18 protein-coding genes are annotated in these 19,002 nt (G+C 37.9%); 7 read left to right on the top strand and 11 right to left on the bottom strand.

Going from position 1 to position 19,002, the window contains the following annotated elements:
• Positions 1–4: 4 nt before the first annotated feature.
• From gatC to EHR07_RS06360, 4 genes are read left to right on the top strand one after another with little or no spacing between them, the layout of a single operon-like run.
• Positions 5–289: an Asp-tRNA(Asn)/Glu-tRNA(Gln) amidotransferase subunit GatC gene (gene gatC / locus EHR07_RS06375; protein ID WP_135744293.1), complete on the top strand. Its 285-nt coding sequence runs from the start codon at positions 5–7 to the stop codon at positions 287–289.
• Positions 286–1,752 carry an Asp-tRNA(Asn)/Glu-tRNA(Gln) amidotransferase subunit GatA gene (gene gatA, locus EHR07_RS06370; RefSeq protein ID WP_135744292.1) on the top strand — a complete coding sequence of 489 codons (1,467 nt, stop codon included), beginning with the start codon at positions 286–288 and terminating at the stop codon, positions 1,750–1,752. Before gatC ends, gatA begins: the two co-directional genes overlap by 4 nt.
• 1 nt (position 1,753) lies before the next feature.
• A complete protein-coding gene (hisF, locus tag EHR07_RS06365) occupies positions 1,754–2,521 on the top strand; it encodes an imidazole glycerol phosphate synthase subunit HisF (RefSeq protein WP_135744291.1) in 768 nt (255 codons plus the stop codon).
• Positions 2,518–4,254, top strand: coding sequence for a sodium:solute symporter family protein (locus tag EHR07_RS06360; RefSeq protein WP_135744290.1), 1,737 nt, complete (start codon positions 2,518–2,520; stop codon positions 4,252–4,254). The genes hisF and EHR07_RS06360 overlap by 4 nt, the downstream gene beginning before the upstream one ends.
• 8 nt (positions 4,255–4,262) lie before the next feature.
• On the opposite strand, the gene EHR07_RS06355 is transcribed toward EHR07_RS06360, so the two are convergent.
• From EHR07_RS06355 to folD, 5 genes are read right to left on the bottom strand one after another with little or no spacing between them, the layout of a single operon-like run.
• Entirely contained in the window at positions 4,263–5,366 is a 1,104-nt protein-coding gene (locus EHR07_RS06355) for a PGAP1-like alpha/beta domain-containing protein (protein ID WP_135744289.1), read from the bottom strand.
• On the bottom strand, positions 5,353–6,126 hold the full coding sequence (gene rlmB / locus EHR07_RS06350) for a 23S rRNA (guanosine(2251)-2'-O)-methyltransferase RlmB (protein WP_135744288.1): 774 nt from the start codon (positions 6,124–6,126) through the stop codon (positions 5,353–5,355). The genes EHR07_RS06355 and rlmB overlap by 14 nt, the downstream gene beginning before the upstream one ends.
• Entirely contained in the window at positions 6,108–7,565 is a 1,458-nt protein-coding gene (cysS, locus tag EHR07_RS06345; RefSeq protein ID WP_135744287.1) for a cysteine--tRNA ligase, read from the bottom strand. Before cysS ends, rlmB begins: the two co-directional genes overlap by 19 nt.
• Positions 7,562–8,530 carry an acetylxylan esterase gene (locus EHR07_RS06340; RefSeq protein ID WP_135744286.1) on the bottom strand — a complete coding sequence of 323 codons (969 nt, stop codon included), beginning with the start codon at positions 8,528–8,530 and terminating at the stop codon, positions 7,562–7,564. Before EHR07_RS06340 ends, cysS begins: the two co-directional genes overlap by 4 nt.
• Positions 8,514–9,389 carry a bifunctional methylenetetrahydrofolate dehydrogenase/methenyltetrahydrofolate cyclohydrolase FolD gene (folD, locus tag EHR07_RS06335; RefSeq protein WP_135744285.1) on the bottom strand — a complete coding sequence of 292 codons (876 nt, stop codon included), beginning with the start codon at positions 9,387–9,389 and terminating at the stop codon, positions 8,514–8,516. Before folD ends, EHR07_RS06340 begins: the two co-directional genes overlap by 17 nt.
• A gap of 55 nt (positions 9,390–9,444) precedes the next feature.
• Here folD and asnS point away from each other — a divergent pair, with 55 nt between their 5' ends.
• Both asnS and EHR07_RS06325 read left to right on the top strand, forming a co-directional pair.
• On the top strand, positions 9,445–10,746 hold the full coding sequence (gene asnS, locus EHR07_RS06330) for an asparagine--tRNA ligase (RefSeq protein ID WP_135744284.1): 1,302 nt from the start codon (positions 9,445–9,447) through the stop codon (positions 10,744–10,746).
• 59 nt (positions 10,747–10,805) lie between these two features.
• Entirely contained in the window at positions 10,806–11,609 is an 804-nt protein-coding gene (locus EHR07_RS06325) for a hypothetical protein (protein ID WP_135744283.1), read from the top strand.
• Here EHR07_RS06325 and EHR07_RS06320 read toward each other — a convergent pair.
• From EHR07_RS06320 to EHR07_RS06295, 6 genes are all read right to left on the bottom strand, one after another.
• Positions 11,572–12,429, bottom strand: coding sequence for a hypothetical protein (locus tag EHR07_RS06320; RefSeq protein ID WP_135744282.1), 858 nt, complete (start codon positions 12,427–12,429; stop codon positions 11,572–11,574). The two genes, EHR07_RS06325 and EHR07_RS06320, sit on opposite strands and share 38 nt — an antisense overlap.
• A 2-nt stretch (positions 12,430–12,431) precedes the next feature.
• Entirely contained in the window at positions 12,432–14,420 is a 1,989-nt protein-coding gene (locus EHR07_RS06315; RefSeq protein WP_135744281.1) for an ATP-dependent DNA helicase, read from the bottom strand.
• 116 nt (positions 14,421–14,536) lie between these two features.
• Entirely contained in the window at positions 14,537–16,123 is a 1,587-nt protein-coding gene (locus EHR07_RS06310) for a sodium:neurotransmitter symporter family protein (RefSeq protein ID WP_135744280.1), read from the bottom strand.
• A 99-nt stretch (positions 16,124–16,222) separates the two neighbouring features.
• Positions 16,223–16,618 (bottom strand): helix-turn-helix domain-containing protein, encoded by a 396-nt coding sequence (locus EHR07_RS06305; protein WP_015678327.1) that lies wholly within the window; start codon positions 16,616–16,618, stop codon positions 16,223–16,225.
• A 107-nt stretch (positions 16,619–16,725) separates the two neighbouring features.
• A complete protein-coding gene (locus EHR07_RS06300; RefSeq protein ID WP_135744279.1) occupies positions 16,726–18,243 on the bottom strand; it encodes an LIC12015 family putative lipoprotein in 1,518 nt (505 codons plus the stop codon).
• Between the two features lie 29 nt (positions 18,244–18,272).
• A complete protein-coding gene (locus EHR07_RS06295) occupies positions 18,273–18,572 on the bottom strand; it encodes a hypothetical protein (protein WP_135744278.1) in 300 nt (99 codons plus the stop codon).
• A gap of 73 nt (positions 18,573–18,645) precedes the next feature.
• Between EHR07_RS06295 and EHR07_RS06290 the strand changes: the two genes are divergently transcribed.
• Positions 18,646–19,002 carry an STAS domain-containing protein gene (locus EHR07_RS06290; protein ID WP_135744277.1) on the top strand — a complete coding sequence of 119 codons (357 nt, stop codon included), beginning with the start codon at positions 18,646–18,648 and terminating at the stop codon, positions 19,000–19,002.

The following is a 19,002-nucleotide window of genomic DNA, read 5'->3' as shown; positions in this document are numbered from 1 at the left end:
TATTATGGATGAAAAAGAACTAAAAAACATTGCCAACTTGGCAAAACTTAACATTGATGATGCGGAAGTTTCCTCTATGTTAAACGACTTTTCTCGGATTGTACAATATGTAGATGAAATCAAAAACCTAGACACATCAGCTGTCGGTGATGATGAAATCTATGAACAAATTTTCTATGAACTACGAAAGGACTTTGCTGAAAACAATCTAAAACGCGATGATTTAGCAAAAATCGCTCCATCTTATGAAAACGGATACATTGTAGTTCCAAAGGTAATTGAAACATGAAAGATTTAATTTATTTAACTTATTCCGAAATCAAAACCAAACTAAATGATGGTTCTTTAAAATCAAAAGACTTGGTCTCTGCATATATCAACCGAATTGAAGTTACTGACTCCAAAGTAAAAGCCTTCCTCGAATTGAATAAAGAAAATATCTTAAAACAAGCTGAGGAAAGTGACAATAGAAGAAAATCCGGAAAATTACTTTCTGAATTTGATGGAATTCCCATTGGAATCAAAGATAATATCTGTATTACAGGTGAGATCACTTCTTGTTCTTCTAAAATTCTAGAAAACTTTCGATCTCCCTATGATGCAACTGTCATTCAAAAACTGAGAGAAAAGGGTTTTGTTTTGTTCCCACGTCTGAATATGGATGAATTCGCAATGGGTTCTTCCACAGAAAATAGTGCCTTTCAAACAACCAGAAATCCTTTTGATACAAATCGAATTCCAGGTGGATCTAGCGGTGGTTCGGCGGCAGCTGTGGCAGCTTCCATGTTACCAGTTTCCCTTGGTTCAGATACTGGTGGATCAATCAGACAACCAGCTGCCCTTTGCGGGATTTGGGGACTAAAGCCTACTTATGGCAGAGTTTCTAGATACGGACTGATCGCTTATGCATCAAGTCTTGATCAAATTGGCCCTTTTTCGAATGACTTACAAGGAATCGCAGACCTAATGGAAATCCTTTCCGGTCTCGACCATAAAGACCAAACCACTGCCAAAGTAAATTCATTCGAAGCAAACTCTGTTTCCTCCATCGATTGGAAAGGCAAACGAATTGGTGTGATGAAGTCAGAAGAGTTTAACTTTTCACCTGACGTAAACAAACGTTACACGGATATCTTAAAAGATTTAGAATCTAAAGGGGCAACTCTTGTTCCCCTCGATTTTTCACTATTAAAGTATGCAATTCCTGTTTATTATTTGATCGCAACAGCAGAATGTTCCTCAAATTTAAGCCGCTTTGATGGGATCCGTTATGGATTACGCAAAGAAGGAGCAGGTAAATTAGAAGATTTATATTCTGAATCTAGAACCCAAGGATTTGGTGCTGAAGTCAAACGCCGAATTTTACTCGGAACATTTTCACTAAGTTCTGGTTATTACGATGCTTACTATGGCAAAGCACAAAAAGCGAGGGTCCTTATCCGTAAACAATATGCCGAGTTTTTTAAATCGGTAGATATTATTTTTCAACCAACGTCGCCTACAACAGCATTCAAAGTTGGAGAAAAAACAAAAGATCCGATTCAAATGTATCAAGCAGATATTTTAACAACTTCTGTCAACTTAGCTGGAGTTCCGGCAATTAGTTGTCCTGCTGGCCTTGATTCCAATGGTCTTCCTATTGGATTACAAATTACATCAGAACATTTCAATGAATCTAAACTTTTAAGTTTCGCAAAATCAGTTTCGGAACTAGAAATATGTAAGTTGGCACTTCCAAAAGAGATCACCTAATATGGATGAGTTAACCAAAAGAGTCATTCCTTGCCTGGATATCAAAGGGGGAAGGGTTGTAAAAGGTGTACAGTTTGTAAACCTTATAGATGCGGGTGATCCTGTTTCTTGTGCGGTTGCTTATGAAGAAAACAAAGCAGATGAACTTTGTTTTTTAGATATTACTGCCTCTTCTGATAAACGTGATATTCTTTTACATTTAGTAGAACAAGTGGCAAATAAACTCTTTATACCTTTCACAGTCGGTGGAGGGATTCGAACCATTGAGGATGTAAAAGCAGTTTTAAATAAGGGAGCTGACAAAGTTTCTATCAATACAAGTGCTTTTCAAAATCCAAAACTACTCAAGGATTCCAGTGAAATTTATGGATCTCAATGTATCGTCTGTGCCATCGATGTAAAATTTCATCCGGAACGCAAACGTTACGAAGTGTACCTCAATGGGGGTCGCCTTGAAACTGGCAGGGAAGCACTGGATTGGGGAAAGGAAGCTGTCGAAATGGGTGCCGGTGAAATTCTTCTAACTTCTATGGACAAAGATGGAACCAAAGATGGATTTGATATCAATCTGATGAAAACTTTTACCTCCAATCTTTCTATCCCTGTGATCGCCTCCGGTGGGGCAGGGAATCCGGAACATATGGCAGAAGTCATCCTTAGAGGTGGTGCCGATGCGGTACTTGCGGCATCCATTTTCCACTTCGGTGAATTTTCAATACAAGAAACGAAACAAACAATGAAAGAGATGGGAATCAAAGTGAGATTATGATTCCTTTCCATTTTCTTGATTTTGTTTTTTTTCTTTTTCCTTTTGTTATTATTATTCTTCTTTTATTTCGTTTTCGCTCCAAACAAAATTCAACCAAAGAATACTTTCAAGCGGAAGGAAGTTTATCTTGGTTTGTGGCAGGAACTGCAATGGTTGCTACCACTTTTGCCGCCGACACACCTCTTGCTGTAACAGAAATTATACGAGGACAAGGAATTTCTGGTAATTGGATTTGGTGGTATATGGCTGTGGGTGGCTTTGTTACTGTTTTTTTCTTTTCTAAATTATGGAAAAGATCAGGTGCAACAACCGACTTAGAACTAATAGGACTACGTTATAGTGGCAAAGAAGCCGATTTTCTAAGAGGATTCAAAGCCTTTGTGATTGGTTTTTTACTCAATCTTGTGATTCTCGGTTGGGTCAATTTAGCCATGTTAAAAATCATTCCAGTATTTTTTCCGAACGTTACTGGTTCTCACATTCTCATTTACTTACTGTTATTTGGTGTTTTTTATACTTCGATTGCGGGACTTCGCGGAATTTCTTATATAGATGTGTTTCAGTTTTTCCTGGCATGGATAGGTTGTATCATATTTGCCTATTTCGCAGTAAATTTACCCTCAGTTGGTGGATTGGAAGGATTAAAACATAAGTTAGATGCAAACAAAATTTTATTTTTTCCTAATGGAGAGTTAGGAACTCTTCCGTGGGATCATTTTTTAATTCTACTAACAGTACTTTGGTGGTCTAGTTGGTATCCGGGTTCGGAGCCAGGGGGAGGAGGATACATTGCCCAAAGAATCCTTGCCACCAAAAATGAAAATGCTGCTCTCAAAGGTTCTCTTTGGTTTGTGGTTGCTCATTATTTTGTAAGACCTTGGCCTTGGATTCTAGTAGCTCTTGTGTCCCTTGTCCTTTATCCCAATCTTTCTGAAATAGAAAGTGGGAAAGGATTTCTTATGGTGTTACAAGAGGGAATGCCTAGTGGAATGATGGGACTGATGCTTAGTGCCTTTCTTGCTGCTTATTTATCAACATTGGCAACACATTTGAATTGGGGAGCCTCTTACCTTGTTAACGACCTCTTAAGACCAATGACAAAAGTTGATAAACCTGATTTTTATTATCTTAAAATTTCTTATGGAATACAAATTCTAACAGCAGTTTGTTCCTTTTTTCTTGCAGTTTATGGAATGGAAACAATTAAAGGTGCATGGGTATTTTTGTTAGAAGCCTCTTCCGGAATTGGTTTTATCTTAATTGCCCGTTGGTTTTTTTGGCGTATTTCTGCATGGACAGAAATTTTGGCCTTTATCCTTTCCCCTATTTTATATTTACTTTTTTCCGTTTATCTTAAAGCAGTATTTCCTTATTCAATCTTCTATACTGCCATCACTTCTAGCATCATTCTGATACTTTCTACCTATGTTTTACCCACAACGAATCGGGAAGTATTGCTCAGATTCTATGAAACAACCAAACCTCCTTTTTTCTTTTGGAGAGGTTTATTTAAAAAAAATGAGGAACCAAAACAAATCATTTATCCTAATCGATTGATTGTCTCTTTTTTAGGAACATTATCTGGCCTTTGTTTTGTATTTGGGGGATTGTATTCGATCCAATGTTTGGTTTGGAGTGAAGGAGAGATGATCATTGGTTTACCAATCTTTCTTTTAGGATTTTTTGGATTGTATGTTTCGATCCAAATGTTACAGGAAAAAAAAGAAAGTTAACCCAAAACTTAATAAGGGGAATTTCTAATTTCAGAAATCACTTTCATAAATAGATCTCGACTTTTAGTATCATCAATGTTTTTGGTTTGGAAGGCCATCATGGAATGGTCAACGTCTGCCACTTGGATCTGTTTGTGCGTTAAATTTCCAAGAAAGGCACTATTCATGGGAACAATTCCATCAGACTGCGTAAAACCAGCATTAGAAAGTAAATTACAACCTATATTGTAATATTCTGTTTCCCCGTCATTACAGCCAGTCATCACACCGCCAAAACTCACAAACCTTCCGTTCATTCCTGAATTTAAATACGATTGATTCAAAGTATCTAAAACCTGATTGTTCGCTCCAGCCAAAGAAGTCTGTCCCGCACCTTGGTTCGTATAACTAAGTTCCGAACCACCTTGGGTTCCTACAAGGTAACTTCCTAACTCATTTAAAAAAGGATTACTATTTAAAAAACTGGGGGTAGCAAATGGAGATCCAAACTGGGGACTTGCGAGTGTTACCACCAAACGTACAAAAGGTAAAAAACCATTTTCCGGAGCTAATGCAACCCGAGTCACAAGTCCTCCCATGGAATGTGCCACAATATAAACTTGGTCTGAATCTGAAAACTGTGAACGAAGTGTACTGTGAAACTGCCTACCATTCACTAGAATGCTATTGGAAGTACGGTAAGTATAAAGGTAAAGATCAAACTCTGCATTAGCCGACTCCCTTCCTTCTTGGAAGTGAATGATTCCATTTGAAAAAGTATTTTTAAGATTCTGAATTTTTTTCTCATCATTTGTTACAGGATCAGAATCTCTTTCTGCAGGGTTCCAACCATGAATGAATACAATTTTCTTTTTACCTGTTTTCGGAAAAATATCGGAGGTTACAAATTGTGAATCGGATAAATTTCTTGAATATCCAGGAACAAAACCAAAAAGTTTCTGGTTTGGATTGGGCATTAAACCAAGCAAAGCTAGAAGTAATAATTCGTAATTTTTCTTCTTTTCGGAAACAAATTCCTTTCTATAAAAATCATAAATACATGATTGGAATACAAACATTCCAATCATGAAAAATACAAAACCAGATAGAGGCTTTCGCCTAACGCGAAACATTTTGAACCCTATCTAAAGTAATTCCGCAAGCAACCACAACATTCAAAGATGTCACAGAACCGAAAAGGGGGATTCTTGCTACATAATCTGCTTCTTCTAAAAGCAAACGTTTCACACCTTCTCCTTCATTTCCCATAATGACCGCCATCTGTGATGCATCAGGCAAAGTCTCCCAAATGGATTCTTCCCCTTCCTCATCCGTTGCAAGAATCCAATATTCGTTCTTTTTCAAAAACTCCATTCCATGCATTAAATTGGCAACACGATAGATTTGCAAATGATGGACGGCTCCGGCAGAAACTTTTTCCACAACAGGCGTAATAGGGGAAGTATCACGATCAGACATTAACACATGTTTTACGCCCATACATTCAGCAGTTCGTAAAATATTTCCCAAATTACCTGGATCTTGGATCCGGTCCAAAATCAAAATGGGACCTGCACCGACCTCAACATTTTGTTTAAAATGTTCAAACCCAAGTGAGGCAAATGCTTTTTGTTTGGTCCGAATGATCACATAACCTTGGTGATTTTTATCAGAGGCAATCCGATCCAACTCCCTCGTGGATGTGGTTGTAAACTTAACTGAGTTCGGCAGGTAAGCACGGATTCTTTGTTTTTCTTCGTTACCCAATGAATCTTTCACAATCACTTCGCGAATTGTTTTTATCCCTCGTTCGGGCGCCATTTGGTCCAAAGATTCTAAAAACTCAAAAAAATTACGTTTACCAAAAAGTATTTCTACTGGGCTTTTTTCCATGTGGTTTTTCCTTCTTTTGTATCAGCGAGAAGGATTCCTTTTTCTTCCAACTCCTTACGGATTCTGTCGGCAGTAGAGAAATCTTTGTTTTGTTTGGCGGTCTTTCGAAGTTCAATTTGTTCGAGAATCCATTCTTCGGAGATTCCCTCTAAGGATTGGACTTGTTTTGTAAATTGAAATACCGCAAAAAGTTCATTCATTTTATAAAACAATTGCACTATCTCATTTAAATACTTTGTATCAACATTCGAATCATTTGCATCCAAATATTGATTCCCAATTCGAACTAATTCAAATACAGAAGCAAGAGCTTTCGGAACATTCAAATCATCCGCCAAGGAATTCATAAATTCCAAATTTATATTTTGTAAATCTAAAGCTGAAAAATGGAATTCGTCATAATGTTTTGGAACTAAATCCCATAAATTTCCCACTTCTAATACACGATAAATCGTATTTTGAATTCGTTCCATTGCAATCTTTGATTCTTCTAGTTTGCCAAGTGAAAAATTCAACTTACTTCTGTAATGTGCAGATATCAAATGATAACGAATTGAATTTGGGTCGTATCCTTTTTCTAAAATATCTCGTAAGGTGTAAAAATTTCCCTTACTTTTTGACATTTTTTCACCATCAACTAATAGATGTTCACAGTGCAGCCATGTTCCCACAAATTCTTCATTGGGATAAGCTCCAATACTTTGAGCGGCCTCATTCTCATGATGAGGGAAGAGTAGGTCAATGCCACCCGTATGAATGTCAACACCTGATCCATATACCTTTCGAATCATCGCCGAACATTCTAAATGCCATCCAGGACGTCCGTTTCCGATCCGTGTATGCCAACACTTTTCTTCTTCGCTCTTTTGATTTTTCCAAAGAACAAAATCTCTAACATCATCTTTTTCGTATTCATCGGCATCATAACGGACACCTGCCTTCATACCAGAAACATCAATTTTTGAAAGTTCACCATACCGGCTAAATTTCTGAATCGAAAAGTATAAGTTCCCATCTTTTTCATACACAAGGCCGTTAGACCTCAATGTTTCCACAAGACCCACCATAGCATCAATGGATTCGGTAGCTTTCGGGTAATGTTCTAATTTTTGCACATGAAGGGTTTCTAAATCTTTAAAGAAGGCTTCGGTCCAAGGTTTTGTAAATTCTTCTACACTGATTTTTCTTTTGATAGATTCATTGATAATTTTGTCATCAATGTCAGTGATATTCATTGATTGGTTGAGCTTATACCCACCGAGAAGTAATGAACGACGAAGAATATCTACAAACAAAAAGGAACGAATGTTTCCAATATGGGCAAAGTTATAAACAGTTGGCCCACACGAATAAATGGTTACATGGGAAGGATCTTTTGGTAGAAAACTTTCTTTTTTACCTGATTTTGAATTCTGAAATACAAAGGGCACTACTGTCATAAGGCAAAAATTTCTTTCACAAATTCCAGGTTGGCTTGCGGTTGTTTGTCTTTTCCTGCTTCATTTCCTTCTGTAGGATACAACTGCATACGTTTATCACAATTCATATGATTAAACAAAGCAAATGTCGATTTTGGATGAGAGATCACATCTTCCATCCCACAAGAAAAGAGTGCTGGAATTTTTATTTTTTTGGCAAAGTTTAATGCGTCAAAATAGGCTAATTCTTTTTTATAATCTATTTTTTTGGTGGCTCTTTTTTCCAAAAAAGGAGTTAGTTCTCGCACCCAAGGATTTCCTTTTAAAGAAATCTGATCTTTGTCTATATAACAAAACGAAGGTGTTTCTAAAATGAGTCCCTTAATTCGGTCCGAATAAGCAGCACCAAATACAGAAAGAGCTGAACCTAAGGACTTACCATGTAAAATGATTTGGTCACCATCAATTCCATCGGTTAAACGTAAGAATTCAATCGTACGAATCACATCCAAATAAAGTTTACGCATATAAAATTCTTCTTTTTGGTCCAAACCATGCGCAAAGTAATTAGGAGTCCAACCAATCGGTGCTTTTCCTGTTACTGGATCAATCGGAGCATGAATCATTTCTTCGCCATGACCGCGTAAGGTGAGGTGAAGCTGTGCCACACCCAAATCCGAATATCCTTTTTGGATTTCTTCAGGAAGTGCCAAATAATCATGAAAATAAACTACAACAGGTCGATTTCCCCTTTTTCTAGGAATTGCCAATTTTCCGTGTAACACATGATTGCCGATACTTTGAAAACTTACATCGTTTAGTGATTCCCAAATAAAGGATCCTTTCAAAACAGTTTTGTATGTTGCTTTGATTGGGACTTTTTTTAACTCGGAAATTCCTTCTTTCCAAAAACTATCTAAATCCGAAGGAGGATCTAGTTTGGGAACCGTCTGGAAACATTCATCAAAACTAACGGTTTGAGGCATGAGAATCCAACTTAGGTGAAAACTGATTTAAAAAACTATACATAGTTTGTAAGAGAAGAACAGAAATTGTCATTGGACCCACACCACCAGGGACTGGCGTATAATAAGAGGCTTTGTCCTTGGCCTTGGAGATTTCAATATCTCCTACGTTGCCAACATTATAACCTGCATCTAAAACCACAGCCCCTTCCTTAATCCAATCGGCCTTTATAAACTCAGGTTTTCCAACAGCCCCTACCACAATGTCTGCTTGTTTCACAAGCTCTGGTAGGTTTTTCGTTTTGGAATGACATAAGGTAACAGTAGCATTTAAATTTGTGAGCATGATGGCCATCGGTTTCCCTAAAATAGGGGATCTACCAACAACAACTGCATGTTTACCGGTTACATCAATTCCATATTCCTGCAGGAGTAATACCATACCGTACGGAGTGCACGGATAATATGCTTCACTATTCATAGATAGTTTTCCAAAAGAAATGGTGGTAACACCATCCACGTCCTTTTCTAATGCAATTTCATCAAAACATAAACGTTCATCAATTTGGTGGGGAACGGGATGTTGTAAAAGGATTCCATGAACTGAATTATCTGCATTCAGTTTTCTTATTTCAGCTAACAGCTCTTCTGTGGTCGTTTCTTCTTTCATCCGAACATACCGAGAACCCATTCCTACTTTTTCGCAGGCTTTTACTTTCATGTTTACATAGGTTTCCGATGCAGGGTTATCCCCAACAAGGATGGTGGCAAGAGTCGGAACTCCTTTGCCTTCGGATTTAGCTTTTGCTAGTGTTTCTGCGATTCGATTTCGAATTTTTTCGGAAATCGCTTTACCGTCTAATAGGATGCTAGATTTCATTCTGTAAGTTCAAAATTTCAGAGAAAATTGAACTGGCAAACAGAAAAAACCATCCATGATTCCAAGTTTAGATCCATCAAAATCCAATTCTCATCCCAAATCCACTCATAGTTTCAAAGGTTGGGTCCAAGGACTCCGAGGCAATAACCATGTCCAATTCCTCCAACTCCGCACCGAAGGAAAAATCATCCAAGTGGTGGCAGAAAAGGAATTTTTAGGTGAGGATACCTTCAAACAGGTCAAAGGCCTTCCGCAAGAAACGTCCCTTGTCGTAGAGGGGATTTTGCAAGAGAATGCCAAGGCACCGGGTGGAAAGGAATTGTTTTTACACTCGCTCCAGGTCGTAGGTGAGTCAGACCAATACCCAATCACGCCGAAAGAACATGGACCTGATTTTTTACACAACCATAGGCATTTATGGTTACGTTCCAAACGCCAACTTGCCATCCAAAGAGTGAGATCCGAATTGTCCTTTGCCATCCGTGAATTCTTTCGGAATGATGGCTATACGCTGATCGACACACCCATTCTCACAGGTTCCATCGGCGAATCAGCCGGCACACTTTTTTCCACAGAGTATTTTGATTTAGGACAGGCCTATCTAGCCCAAACAGGGCAATTGTATTTAGAAACGGCTGCCTTTGCTCACTCAAAAGTTTATTGTTTTGGACCCACATTTCGTGCCGAAAAAAGCAAAACAAGAAGGCACTTAACCGAGTTTTGGATGCTCGAAGCCGAAACTGCCTTCCTAAACCAAGAAGGAAATTTAGACCTACAAGAACGATTTGTAAAAACTGTCCTCAAAACCACGATCGAACGAACTTTAGAAGATCTAAAGGTTTTGGATAGGGATCCGGCACCACTTTTAGAACAACTGGCAAAAACCTTCCCACGCGTAGATTATGGAGAAGCCATCCAAATTTTACAAACCGCTGGCGAAGACATCACTTGGGGAGAGGACATCAACTCGGATAGAGAACAAATTCTCACCACTCATTTTGGAACCGCCATCTTCATCCAAAACTTTCCCAGGGCGATCAAAGCCTTTTATATGAAACAAAATCCAAATGATCCTAAAACGGTCCTTTCGGCCGACTTAATCGCTCCTGATGGAATTGGAGAGATCATTGGTGGGTCAGAAAGGGAAGAGTCCTATGAAAAAATCGTAGAACGACTCAAAGAAGAAGGGCTTCCTCCAGAGGATTATTCTTGGTATTTGGACCTTCGTAAATATGGTTCTGTCCCCCATTCTGGTTTTGGAATGGGTTTAGAGCGTGTGATTGCTTGGGTTTGTGGTTTGTCCCATATTCGGGAATGTATTCCCTTTCCAAGGATGATTTACAGACTAAGTCCATAATTTTTCTTAAAGGAAATTTTGCCCATAAACCGATCTTTTTATGGAAAGAGAGGATTCTTATGGCACAACAAGCAACCCAAGTATTAAATTCATCCATCGAAAAGGAAGCTTGGGATCTTTATGAAGTAGGATCAAACGAAGATGTTGTAGTTCTTGCAAAACGTCATCCTGAGAACTTTTATATCCAACATCTTGGTTACTTAGCCCTTTATGAACTTACCGGCAGAGTGACCATTGCCGCTCCGAAAGGAATCTCAAACCTAGCACCTCTAGTCGATGCCATTCAAAACTATGAAATGGGAAAAACGGGTGAAGCGAGTAAGAGTCTAAACCTTTATTTTAATACCCAAACCAATCCTCTTTGTTTTCCAATCATTCAAACTGCAATCAAAATCTACTTTAGAGCAGAAGCATACGAAGAAGCAAAAACGGTGATCACTCGTTTTAAAAAACAGTGGAATGATAACTCCTTTATTAAAGAAGAACTAATTTGTATTTATTACTTAAAAAGATATGATGAAGTGATCAAAGTTTTTCGTGACAATATGAAATTGTTAAACGATTCCGACATTCATAAACTTGTTGGTATGGCACTTCTCTTTTTGGATCGTCATAAAGAAGCCAACTTAATTTTTGAAAACATTCCAGGTAAATTAAATCTTCCTAGTTTTGATGAAAAAAGAAAGATGTATGATTCGGTTTATAAAAAAATCACTGAACTAGAGACAAAAACAAGTTCACTAAATCACAAAGATTTAGAAGATATGGGTTTTGCTTATCTCTTTCATGGTGATTATGTAAAAGCAGAAAAAATGTTTTTATCTCTTACTGAGAAACTAAAATCAAAACTCTGCAACGTGTAAGGTTTTTTCTCGATTCGGGGTGGCTAAGAAATTTGGCTGCCTCGTCTGTGGGAATCACTAAATCGGTCTGATTTTTTCCAGCAGTTCCAAGAGCCAATACGAAGTAAGGATTTTTTCCAACTTTTGCTTCGACTCCTTTTCCTAGTTGGTCTTCCTTATAAACAATATATCCCGTTTCAATGGCATAGGCTTCCTTTACATATAAGGGAGAATAAATATCAAGGCCACGATCGGTTTGTATTTTTGGATACAGTGCTTTTTTTAACTTCAGATGACGAGCATCCACAACAAGACCAGAAAACTCAACAGGAACCAATTCTTCACTAAACTCTGGAACAGATTCTGTTCCGTATTCAACAGGGATATGAGAAAGAATTCCTTCCTTTCCTTTCAGAGGCAAACTTGCCTTGGCTTCCAAAACATTTTTTACAAATTGAAAATCGTATTCTTCCTTTTCAGAACCAATATAGGAATTCAAACGTAACCTAACTTGAGGATTTACTTGTGTGTATTCATAAACCGTATAATCTGCGTTAAAAAAAATAGATTCCAACCTTTGGCTCAAACGAACTTTTAGTTTTTCTTTTGCATTTTTGCGAGCCAGGGAATGGGCTTTGCCTTGGCTTGTGGCAGTATTTTTTCCTGAGAACTCAGGATCTTCTTCATCAAAAACAATTTTTGGGATGGTCTCTTTCACCGAAGAGGAAACCAAAAGATCAGTCCAATTGACCACAGAGGAATAGATATCTTTATCTTGAATGGGTTTTGAACCCAGAGAAACACTAAAGAATAAAACCAAGAGAAGATAGATTCGTTTCATAATTATGACTTCGGCAAAAGTTGGAATTTTCTTTCCAATTCGTTAAATTCCGTTATGAGGGGAACGCCTTTTGGTAAACTTTGCAACACGTTTTTTCCATAGGACTTTGTATGCACCCGTGGATCCAGGATACTCACCATACCCGTATCTGACTGAGAGCGAATGAGGCGGCCAAATCCTTGTCGCAAAAGTAAACAGGTCTTCGGTACCTGCATCTCCCAAAAAGGACTTTTTCCTTTTTTTTCCATATCTTCCATTTTTGCCTGTAAGACGGGCTCTGTAGGAACCTGGAAGGGAAGTTTTGTGACGATCACGTTTCTAAGTTTATCACCCTTAATGTCCACACCTTGCCAAAAACTAGAAACACCAAAAAGAACACTTTTTTCATTGGCAAGAAACTCGCGTTTGGCGGCAATAGGTCCCATTTCCGTTTGGGAAAATATGGGATAGGGCACTTGGTTTCGTAATTCTTCATAAAGTTCTGATAAAAGTTTATTGGAAGTAAATAATACAAATGCATCGCCTTCCGAAAGTTTTAAAAGCCTTGCGATCCAATAGGATAGATCCGATTTATTCTTCCTAGGATCTTGGACAGGATCTGCTACTTGTTTGGGGACAAAAAGAAGCGAATGGGTGTTATATGCAAATGGAGAAGCCAAAGTTTTTGTTTTTACTTCCGAAATCCCAACCTCTTTTAAGAAATATTGAAAATTCCCGGCCGTAGGAGAAAGGGTTGCCGAGGTCATCACAACCGAATCCATATTGGGAAATAATGTATTGGCTAAAATCTCATCCGTATTTTTCGGTTGGGAGAATAAATAATAAAAAGGATCTTTTGCCGACTGCGGAGGAGGTTCAATCCAAAACACCAAATTAGGATTGGTTTTTAACCGAAAGTCATTTAAAAACGAGGAGGCTTTTTTTAGGTTCCCAGAAACCATCTCTAATCCAAGAGCCATTTCTTTTTCTTCCATATCCTCGCTGTCTTTTTTATATTTAGAAAGTAAACTTTCCAACTGCGAAGTTAGATCTGCCAATGTATCTTCCAAAGCACCGTTATCTAATTTGATTCGTTCTGTATGACGGGTAGAAAACTGGTTGAACTGCAACGGAATGGCAGAAAGCAACATACGGAAAAAATCATTCGCATAACCAAAAGAAGCTTCTACCAATTTCATTATTTTTTCACTGTTTTTGAGTTTTAAAACAAGGCCCGTTCTTTTTTCAGGAAAATAAAGATAATGGAGGAGATTCATTAAAAGATCATAACGAATCTCTGAACCAAAAGCACGTCCCACAATCTCTGGAAAAGCATGGGCTTCATCAATGACAAGTTGCGAAAATGGAGGGAGGATTTTAAAATCTCCGGCTAGATGGCTTGCTAATAGATGGTGGTTTACAATTAGAATATTAGCTTTTTTCCATTTTTCCTTTTCTAAAAAATAATAGGAAGAGCTAAAATTCGGACAATTTCTCCCCAAACAGTTGTCAGACTCTCTGGCTACAGAACTCCAAAAGGAATTAGATAAAAATCCATCGTATTCTGCACGAATCCCTGCTGTAGTTTGTTTTTCCCAATTTACAAAGTATTGTATCGATGATTCCATTTCGGGGCCGAAATCACCCCGTTCCATCACACGGCCATATTTACGTTTGCAAAGATAATTATTCGCACCAAGAGCCACCATTGCATTGACGGGGACCCCAAGTGCTTCTGAAACCAGTGGGATATCTTTGTATAATAATTGGTCTTGTAAGGATTTGGTTTCCGTGGATACAACCACTGTACATTCATTTTCTAAGGAGAATAAGGCGCTAGGAATTAAATAAGCAAGGGACTTTCCCACCCCCGTACCCGCTTCAATGGCCCAATGGGAACCTGTATTAAAAGCCGATTCAATGGACGTAGACATATCCATTTGTTCTTTTCTGACTTCATAATCCTTCCAAAGTTTCGGAAGTTGTTTAGTGAAAACAGTTTGAACGTCCAATCGTTAATGCCTATTGCGAAAAAGAAGAACAATACATACAACAGTCAAACTGATTACAGAAACTAAAGAGACAGTCATAATCAGTATCCCTTGCCAATTGAGTTCCCCAGATGAAATCATAGGACAACCTTTTCCTTTTTTTCGCCAAGCGCTTTGGATACCAAAAAATAAATAAAACCATAAATCAAAATAAGACCTAGAACCACAGAACGAGCCACTATCGCTTTTGTTTTGGCATCATCCACATTTTGGCCTTTATTTTCAGCAAGTAATCCCATCACTTCCGGATTCATTTTATCTAAATATTCAGGTAAGTTCATATAACAAAAAGATACGAAGATAAATAATAGAAACCAAGGAGTTATGTATTTTAATACAAATTTTATTGATTTAGGGAAGGGGATGAGACTTCCCTCATTGGCATCCTTTACCCCTTTTTCCACTCCAATTTTAAAAACAAATATAAAGATTTGTATGGAAGCCAAAATATAAATCATAATGGTTCCAATATAAAAATCCGCAATGTCAAGAGCGGCAAAATCTTTATTAAAATAAATAATAGGAAGGCATAATGCAAAAGTAAATAGAAACAACAGTAAGGATGATTTTCTCCTACCAATGCGAAATCCTTCTTCTAAAAAAAGAATTCCAGGTTGCAACATAGTAACCGAAGAAGTAATCGCTGCCAAAAAAAGCACAAGAAACCACAAACCACCAAAAAAATTTCCACCAGGCATCATTCCAAATACAGAGGGAAGAGCGATAAAACCCATTCCAAAAGTTCCAAAAGATGTGGCTTGTATTCCTAAAAACAAAAAAGCAACAGGAATAGTGATCATACCACCAAACACAACTTCGGCGAATTCATTTAAGGAAGCAGAAGACAAACTCGATAATACAACATCGTCCTTTCTCTTTAAAAAACTAGAGAACACAAGAGCAATCCCAAACCCAGTGGATAATGAAAAGAAAATTTGGCCAGCGGCACTGATCCATACCTTAGGTTGGGTCAGTTTAGACCAATCTGGGTTCCACATAACCGCAAGACCCGATTCAATTCCAGGTATCGTTAAAACACGAATGAGGATGATGGTAGCACAAATTCCCATAAGAGGCATGGCAATTTTGGCAAAGGCTTCGAGTCCTTTGGAAAGTCCCCGGTAAACGAGTAAAAAATTAAACAAAACACAAAGGAGAAAAAAAACGATAATCGGTGATTGAAAACTGGATCCATTTGCTTCGGCTCCTGTTAGGTGTAAAAAGAAAGCGGAAGACTGGTTTGTCATTTCCTCTTGTGTGGATCCGACAAGTGACATTTGTCCCGTTAAAAAATAATAAGCATAAGCCAAACACCAAGATTCAATGAATACATAATAAACATAAATCATTACAGGAATCATCACACCGATGGTTCCTGAAAGTTTCAGAGGGAATCCTTTTAAGTATTCACGAAAAATAAATGGGGTGCTATGTCCATGTTTGCCGCCCATCCGACCCATAGTCCATTCGGCCAAACATACAGGAATTCCAAGAATTAGAAAACTGATGATGTAGGGAACCATAAAGGCACCGCCACCATTTTGAGCAGCTTGTCCAGGAAATCGTAAAAAATTCCCAAGTCCAATGGCTCCGCTGGCTACAGCCAATATCAAACCGATACGACTGGCCCAGCCATCGTGGTTTTCCACTTGTCTCTCTTTCATCAGGGACTATTGAATGTAGAAGGAATTATGTGACAAAATCTTTTTGTCGAGGATTAAGAAAAAGCAAGGTTTTGACACCTTGCTTTGGTGATTTTCAAATTAGCCAAGAAATAGCTCGTTTTTTTCCATTTTCAGAACTTTAGAAACCAGATTCTTAAAATCTTCAGGTGGTTCTAAAAGTCCAAGTTCTACTTTTGAGAGAAACGGAGTGGAAACCTTCAATTTCTTTGCGAAATCGTATTGTTTAATTCCTAACTCACGTCGTACTGCCCAAAGTTTGTTTTTCAATCCATTGGAAAACTCAGGGTAGATGTCTTCCACAGCGCTTTCGTTGAAAAGTTTATCAACAGAGGTCTTGAGATACTTGGCACAAGACGACTTAAATTTTTCAGTCGGATCTTGGGCGCCAGTCTCAATTTTGGATAGGTAACTTGGAGAAACTCCGAGTGCCCTTGCCATATCGTACTGTTTGATACCTCTCTTCTTGCGAAGCATGTAAATGTGATTGTTCATTTATCCCCCCTAACAGTCAAAATATGTCAATTATGGCAAAATTCAATAAAAAAATTTTGCCATAATTTAAATCTTAACTGAGATTTCCTTTATAATATAACTTCTTTTAGTCGATCAGCAGCGATCACTAAATTATAAGTAGTTTTTAATCCGGAAACTTTTTGTTCAATAAATGAATTCCTTTGAGCGCCTTCCATCTCTGATTTGATTCTCTCGCGAACTGCACCATAAGGCTTAGGAATGCGATTCTGCGGGTTTTTTGGATCTGGATCCGCATAAGCATACATTTTTCCTGCTTCATAAGCATCTCTCATTTGTGCTTCCGTTACAGTCACAGGAATGGCTTTGATTTCATCTTGTAGTGATTTTAACGCCAAAGAAACCTTCATTTTATCCATTTGCATTAAATATCCAATTTCTGATCCCACATCTTGCACTCGGTCCGAAGTCTCTGCAATTTTTCCTTGGAGGATGGTCGATTGGAATAAGTTGAGCATGTCCCAAGTTTTGGATTTTTCATCTTTATATTCTTGTTTTAATACATTGGGAATGGCTTCAAATTCTACAGTTAAGTCTTTCCAAGTGTAATTTTTTCCCTCACGATTTGAATAAAGCGAATAGTCTGGAGTAAAGATTTTTGGATCAATATCATTTGGACCTGTGAAACGGGGAAGGTTTGCCACAGTGATCCCACTTTCTTCAGTAATCTTTTTTAGTTCTTTTTGATACAAACCTTGTTCATACTCTTTCATTGTATGAGAAGCAAACTGGTTTGCTTTGTCTGCAGATTCACCTTCTGTAAAATAAGCAACGGATGCCTTTGTTTCTGGATCTTCGTGAGTTTTTCCGTATTCCGTTGCTTCCTTTTTGAATTCATCAAAAATAGATGTGAAGTATTTTCTTAGTCTTTCCGGATGCACTTTTTCTGTACCAGTGGAACGAACTACATAAGCAATCCTTCCTTCTCCTGCTTTCGCATAAGAAATAAAAGTTCCTTTTTTAGCTTTTTTCACTTCTGCTAAAATATCTTCCAATGGGGTTTCTGCACAGTTTGTGCAAAAAGGTTCTAATTTTCCAGCAATGGGTCTTCTTGTGATATCATCTGTCACTTTAGAAATCTCTTCTGCAATTTCCTTATCCGATAGAGAATTCAGTTTGTTTGCCAATTCTTCCGCTTTTTTGAGGTTGGTTGCTTCGTCTTCTCCACGAACAAGCGCTAACTGAAGATTTACAAATTCTAATGGTTTTTCTTTTAAACCATTTTTAACGTATTCACGCATATAAACGTTTAGTTTCAAAAATTGGTTCACAAGTGATTCAATTTTTTGAACATCTGCTTCCGCTACTTTTTTGGAAGCAATCGCATCTTTGAGTAAGATTTTCTCTAAAGCGATACTCTCTAAAATTTTTGCTTGGATATCGGCACTGATTGGTTGTGGTTCCGTATTGCCTCGTTTCGAAGCCTCAATCACAAAGTTCATTTCTTTGCGAGTTACAGTGCCACCATCGAACGTCGCAAGGATTTCAGAATCCTTGGAGCAATTCAAAATTGGTAAGAGTATCAAACCGAGTGAAACACCCAGAGTGAGATATTTTTTTAGATTCATTGGATTTCCTTATCTATTTTCAGTATTGTTTAATATTTGCGAACGGGTTTTTCCGGCTTTTTAGGTTCCGGAGTGGGGATAGGAGTGGGGGTTTTGTTTTCGGAAGTGACTGTTGTTTTTTTGGCAACGGGCTGGGCACTCGAAACATTCAATTTGAGGATTTCCGATTTTTGGTCCTCTAATTTATTCATCTCCGATAAAAACGTTTCTTTGAGAATGGGGGAATATTCCCTGTCCGAGGCAAGTCGATCGGTTAATTTTTTAAGTTCCACGACATCCCGGTCCAGTTCTTCCAGTTTTTTGTATAAATGGGCAACAGTTACCTTCAAACACCACTCCTTCCAAAAGTTTTATTTACTTGCAATAGAGTGCAAGAATGAAATAAGAAAAATAGCAATTTTTATGAGCCTAGACGACTTAGTAGTTTCCACGGAAAAAATAGACACAGTGTATGTGACCAAATTGCAGGGAAACTTAAACAACTTCACTTCTGAGAAATGCATCAAATCAGTACTCAATTCTTTAAAACACGGGTCTGTCATCTTAGATCTAGAGGAGTTGAATATGGTGACCACACAAGGGATCATTGCTTTCAAAACTCTCAGTGAAGAAGCCTTTCTCCACAAACACAAAATCATCTTAATCAATCTTCCGTTAAGTGTTAGACAAGCATTTTTAATGGCGGGTGTTCGTAATTTATTTCCCATAGCAAACAATGAAGAGGCAGCATTTAAAATGGCCTCAAGATCCAGTAGGTAA

The sequence above is a fragment of the Leptospira bandrabouensis genome (genome assembly GCF_004770905.1).
Lineage (GTDB): Bacteria > Spirochaetota > Leptospiria > Leptospirales > Leptospiraceae > Leptospira_A > Leptospira_A bandrabouensis.
This window is presented reverse-complemented; position numbering and strand designations above follow the sequence as displayed.

Bases quoted from the DNA above. Each gene is read 5' to 3' on its own strand.
- EHR07_RS06290 (WP_135744277.1), top strand. From the start codon at position 18,646: ATGAGCCTAGACGACTTAGTAGTTTCCACGGAAAAAATAGACACAGTG.
- gatC (WP_135744293.1), top strand. From the start codon at position 5: ATGGATGAAAAAGAACTAAAAAACATTGCCAACTTGGCAAAACTTAAC.
- EHR07_RS06305 (WP_015678327.1), bottom strand. From the start codon at position 16,618: ATGCTTCGCAAGAAGAGAGGTATCAAACAGTACGATATGGCAAGGGCA.
- EHR07_RS06320 (WP_135744282.1), bottom strand. From the start codon at position 12,429: ATGAAACGAATCTATCTTCTCTTGGTTTTATTCTTTAGTGTTTCTCTG.
- rlmB (WP_135744288.1), bottom strand. From the start codon at position 6,126: ATGGAAAAAAGCCCAGTAGAAATACTTTTTGGTAAACGTAATTTTTTT.
- EHR07_RS06325 (WP_135744283.1), top strand. From the start codon at position 10,806: ATGGCACAACAAGCAACCCAAGTATTAAATTCATCCATCGAAAAGGAA.
- folD (WP_135744285.1), bottom strand. From the start codon at position 9,389: ATGAAATCTAGCATCCTATTAGACGGTAAAGCGATTTCCGAAAAAATT.
- gatA (WP_135744292.1), top strand. From the start codon at position 286: ATGAAAGATTTAATTTATTTAACTTATTCCGAAATCAAAACCAAACTA.
- asnS (WP_135744284.1), top strand. From the start codon at position 9,445: ATGATTCCAAGTTTAGATCCATCAAAATCCAATTCTCATCCCAAATCC.
- EHR07_RS06360 (WP_135744290.1), top strand. From the start codon at position 2,518: ATGATTCCTTTCCATTTTCTTGATTTTGTTTTTTTTCTTTTTCCTTTT.
- EHR07_RS06310 (WP_135744280.1), bottom strand. From the start codon at position 16,123: ATGAAAGAGAGACAAGTGGAAAACCACGATGGCTGGGCCAGTCGTATC.
- EHR07_RS06355 (WP_135744289.1), bottom strand. From the start codon at position 5,366: ATGTTTCGCGTTAGGCGAAAGCCTCTATCTGGTTTTGTATTTTTCATG.
- EHR07_RS06340 (WP_135744286.1), bottom strand. From the start codon at position 8,530: ATGCCTCAAACCGTTAGTTTTGATGAATGTTTCCAGACGGTTCCCAAA.
- cysS (WP_135744287.1), bottom strand. From the start codon at position 7,565: ATGACAGTAGTGCCCTTTGTATTTCAGAATTCAAAATCAGGTAAAAAA.
- EHR07_RS06300 (WP_135744279.1), bottom strand. From the start codon at position 18,243: ATGAATCTAAAAAAATATCTCACTCTGGGTGTTTCACTCGGTTTGATA.
- hisF (WP_135744291.1), top strand. From the start codon at position 1,754: ATGGATGAGTTAACCAAAAGAGTCATTCCTTGCCTGGATATCAAAGGG.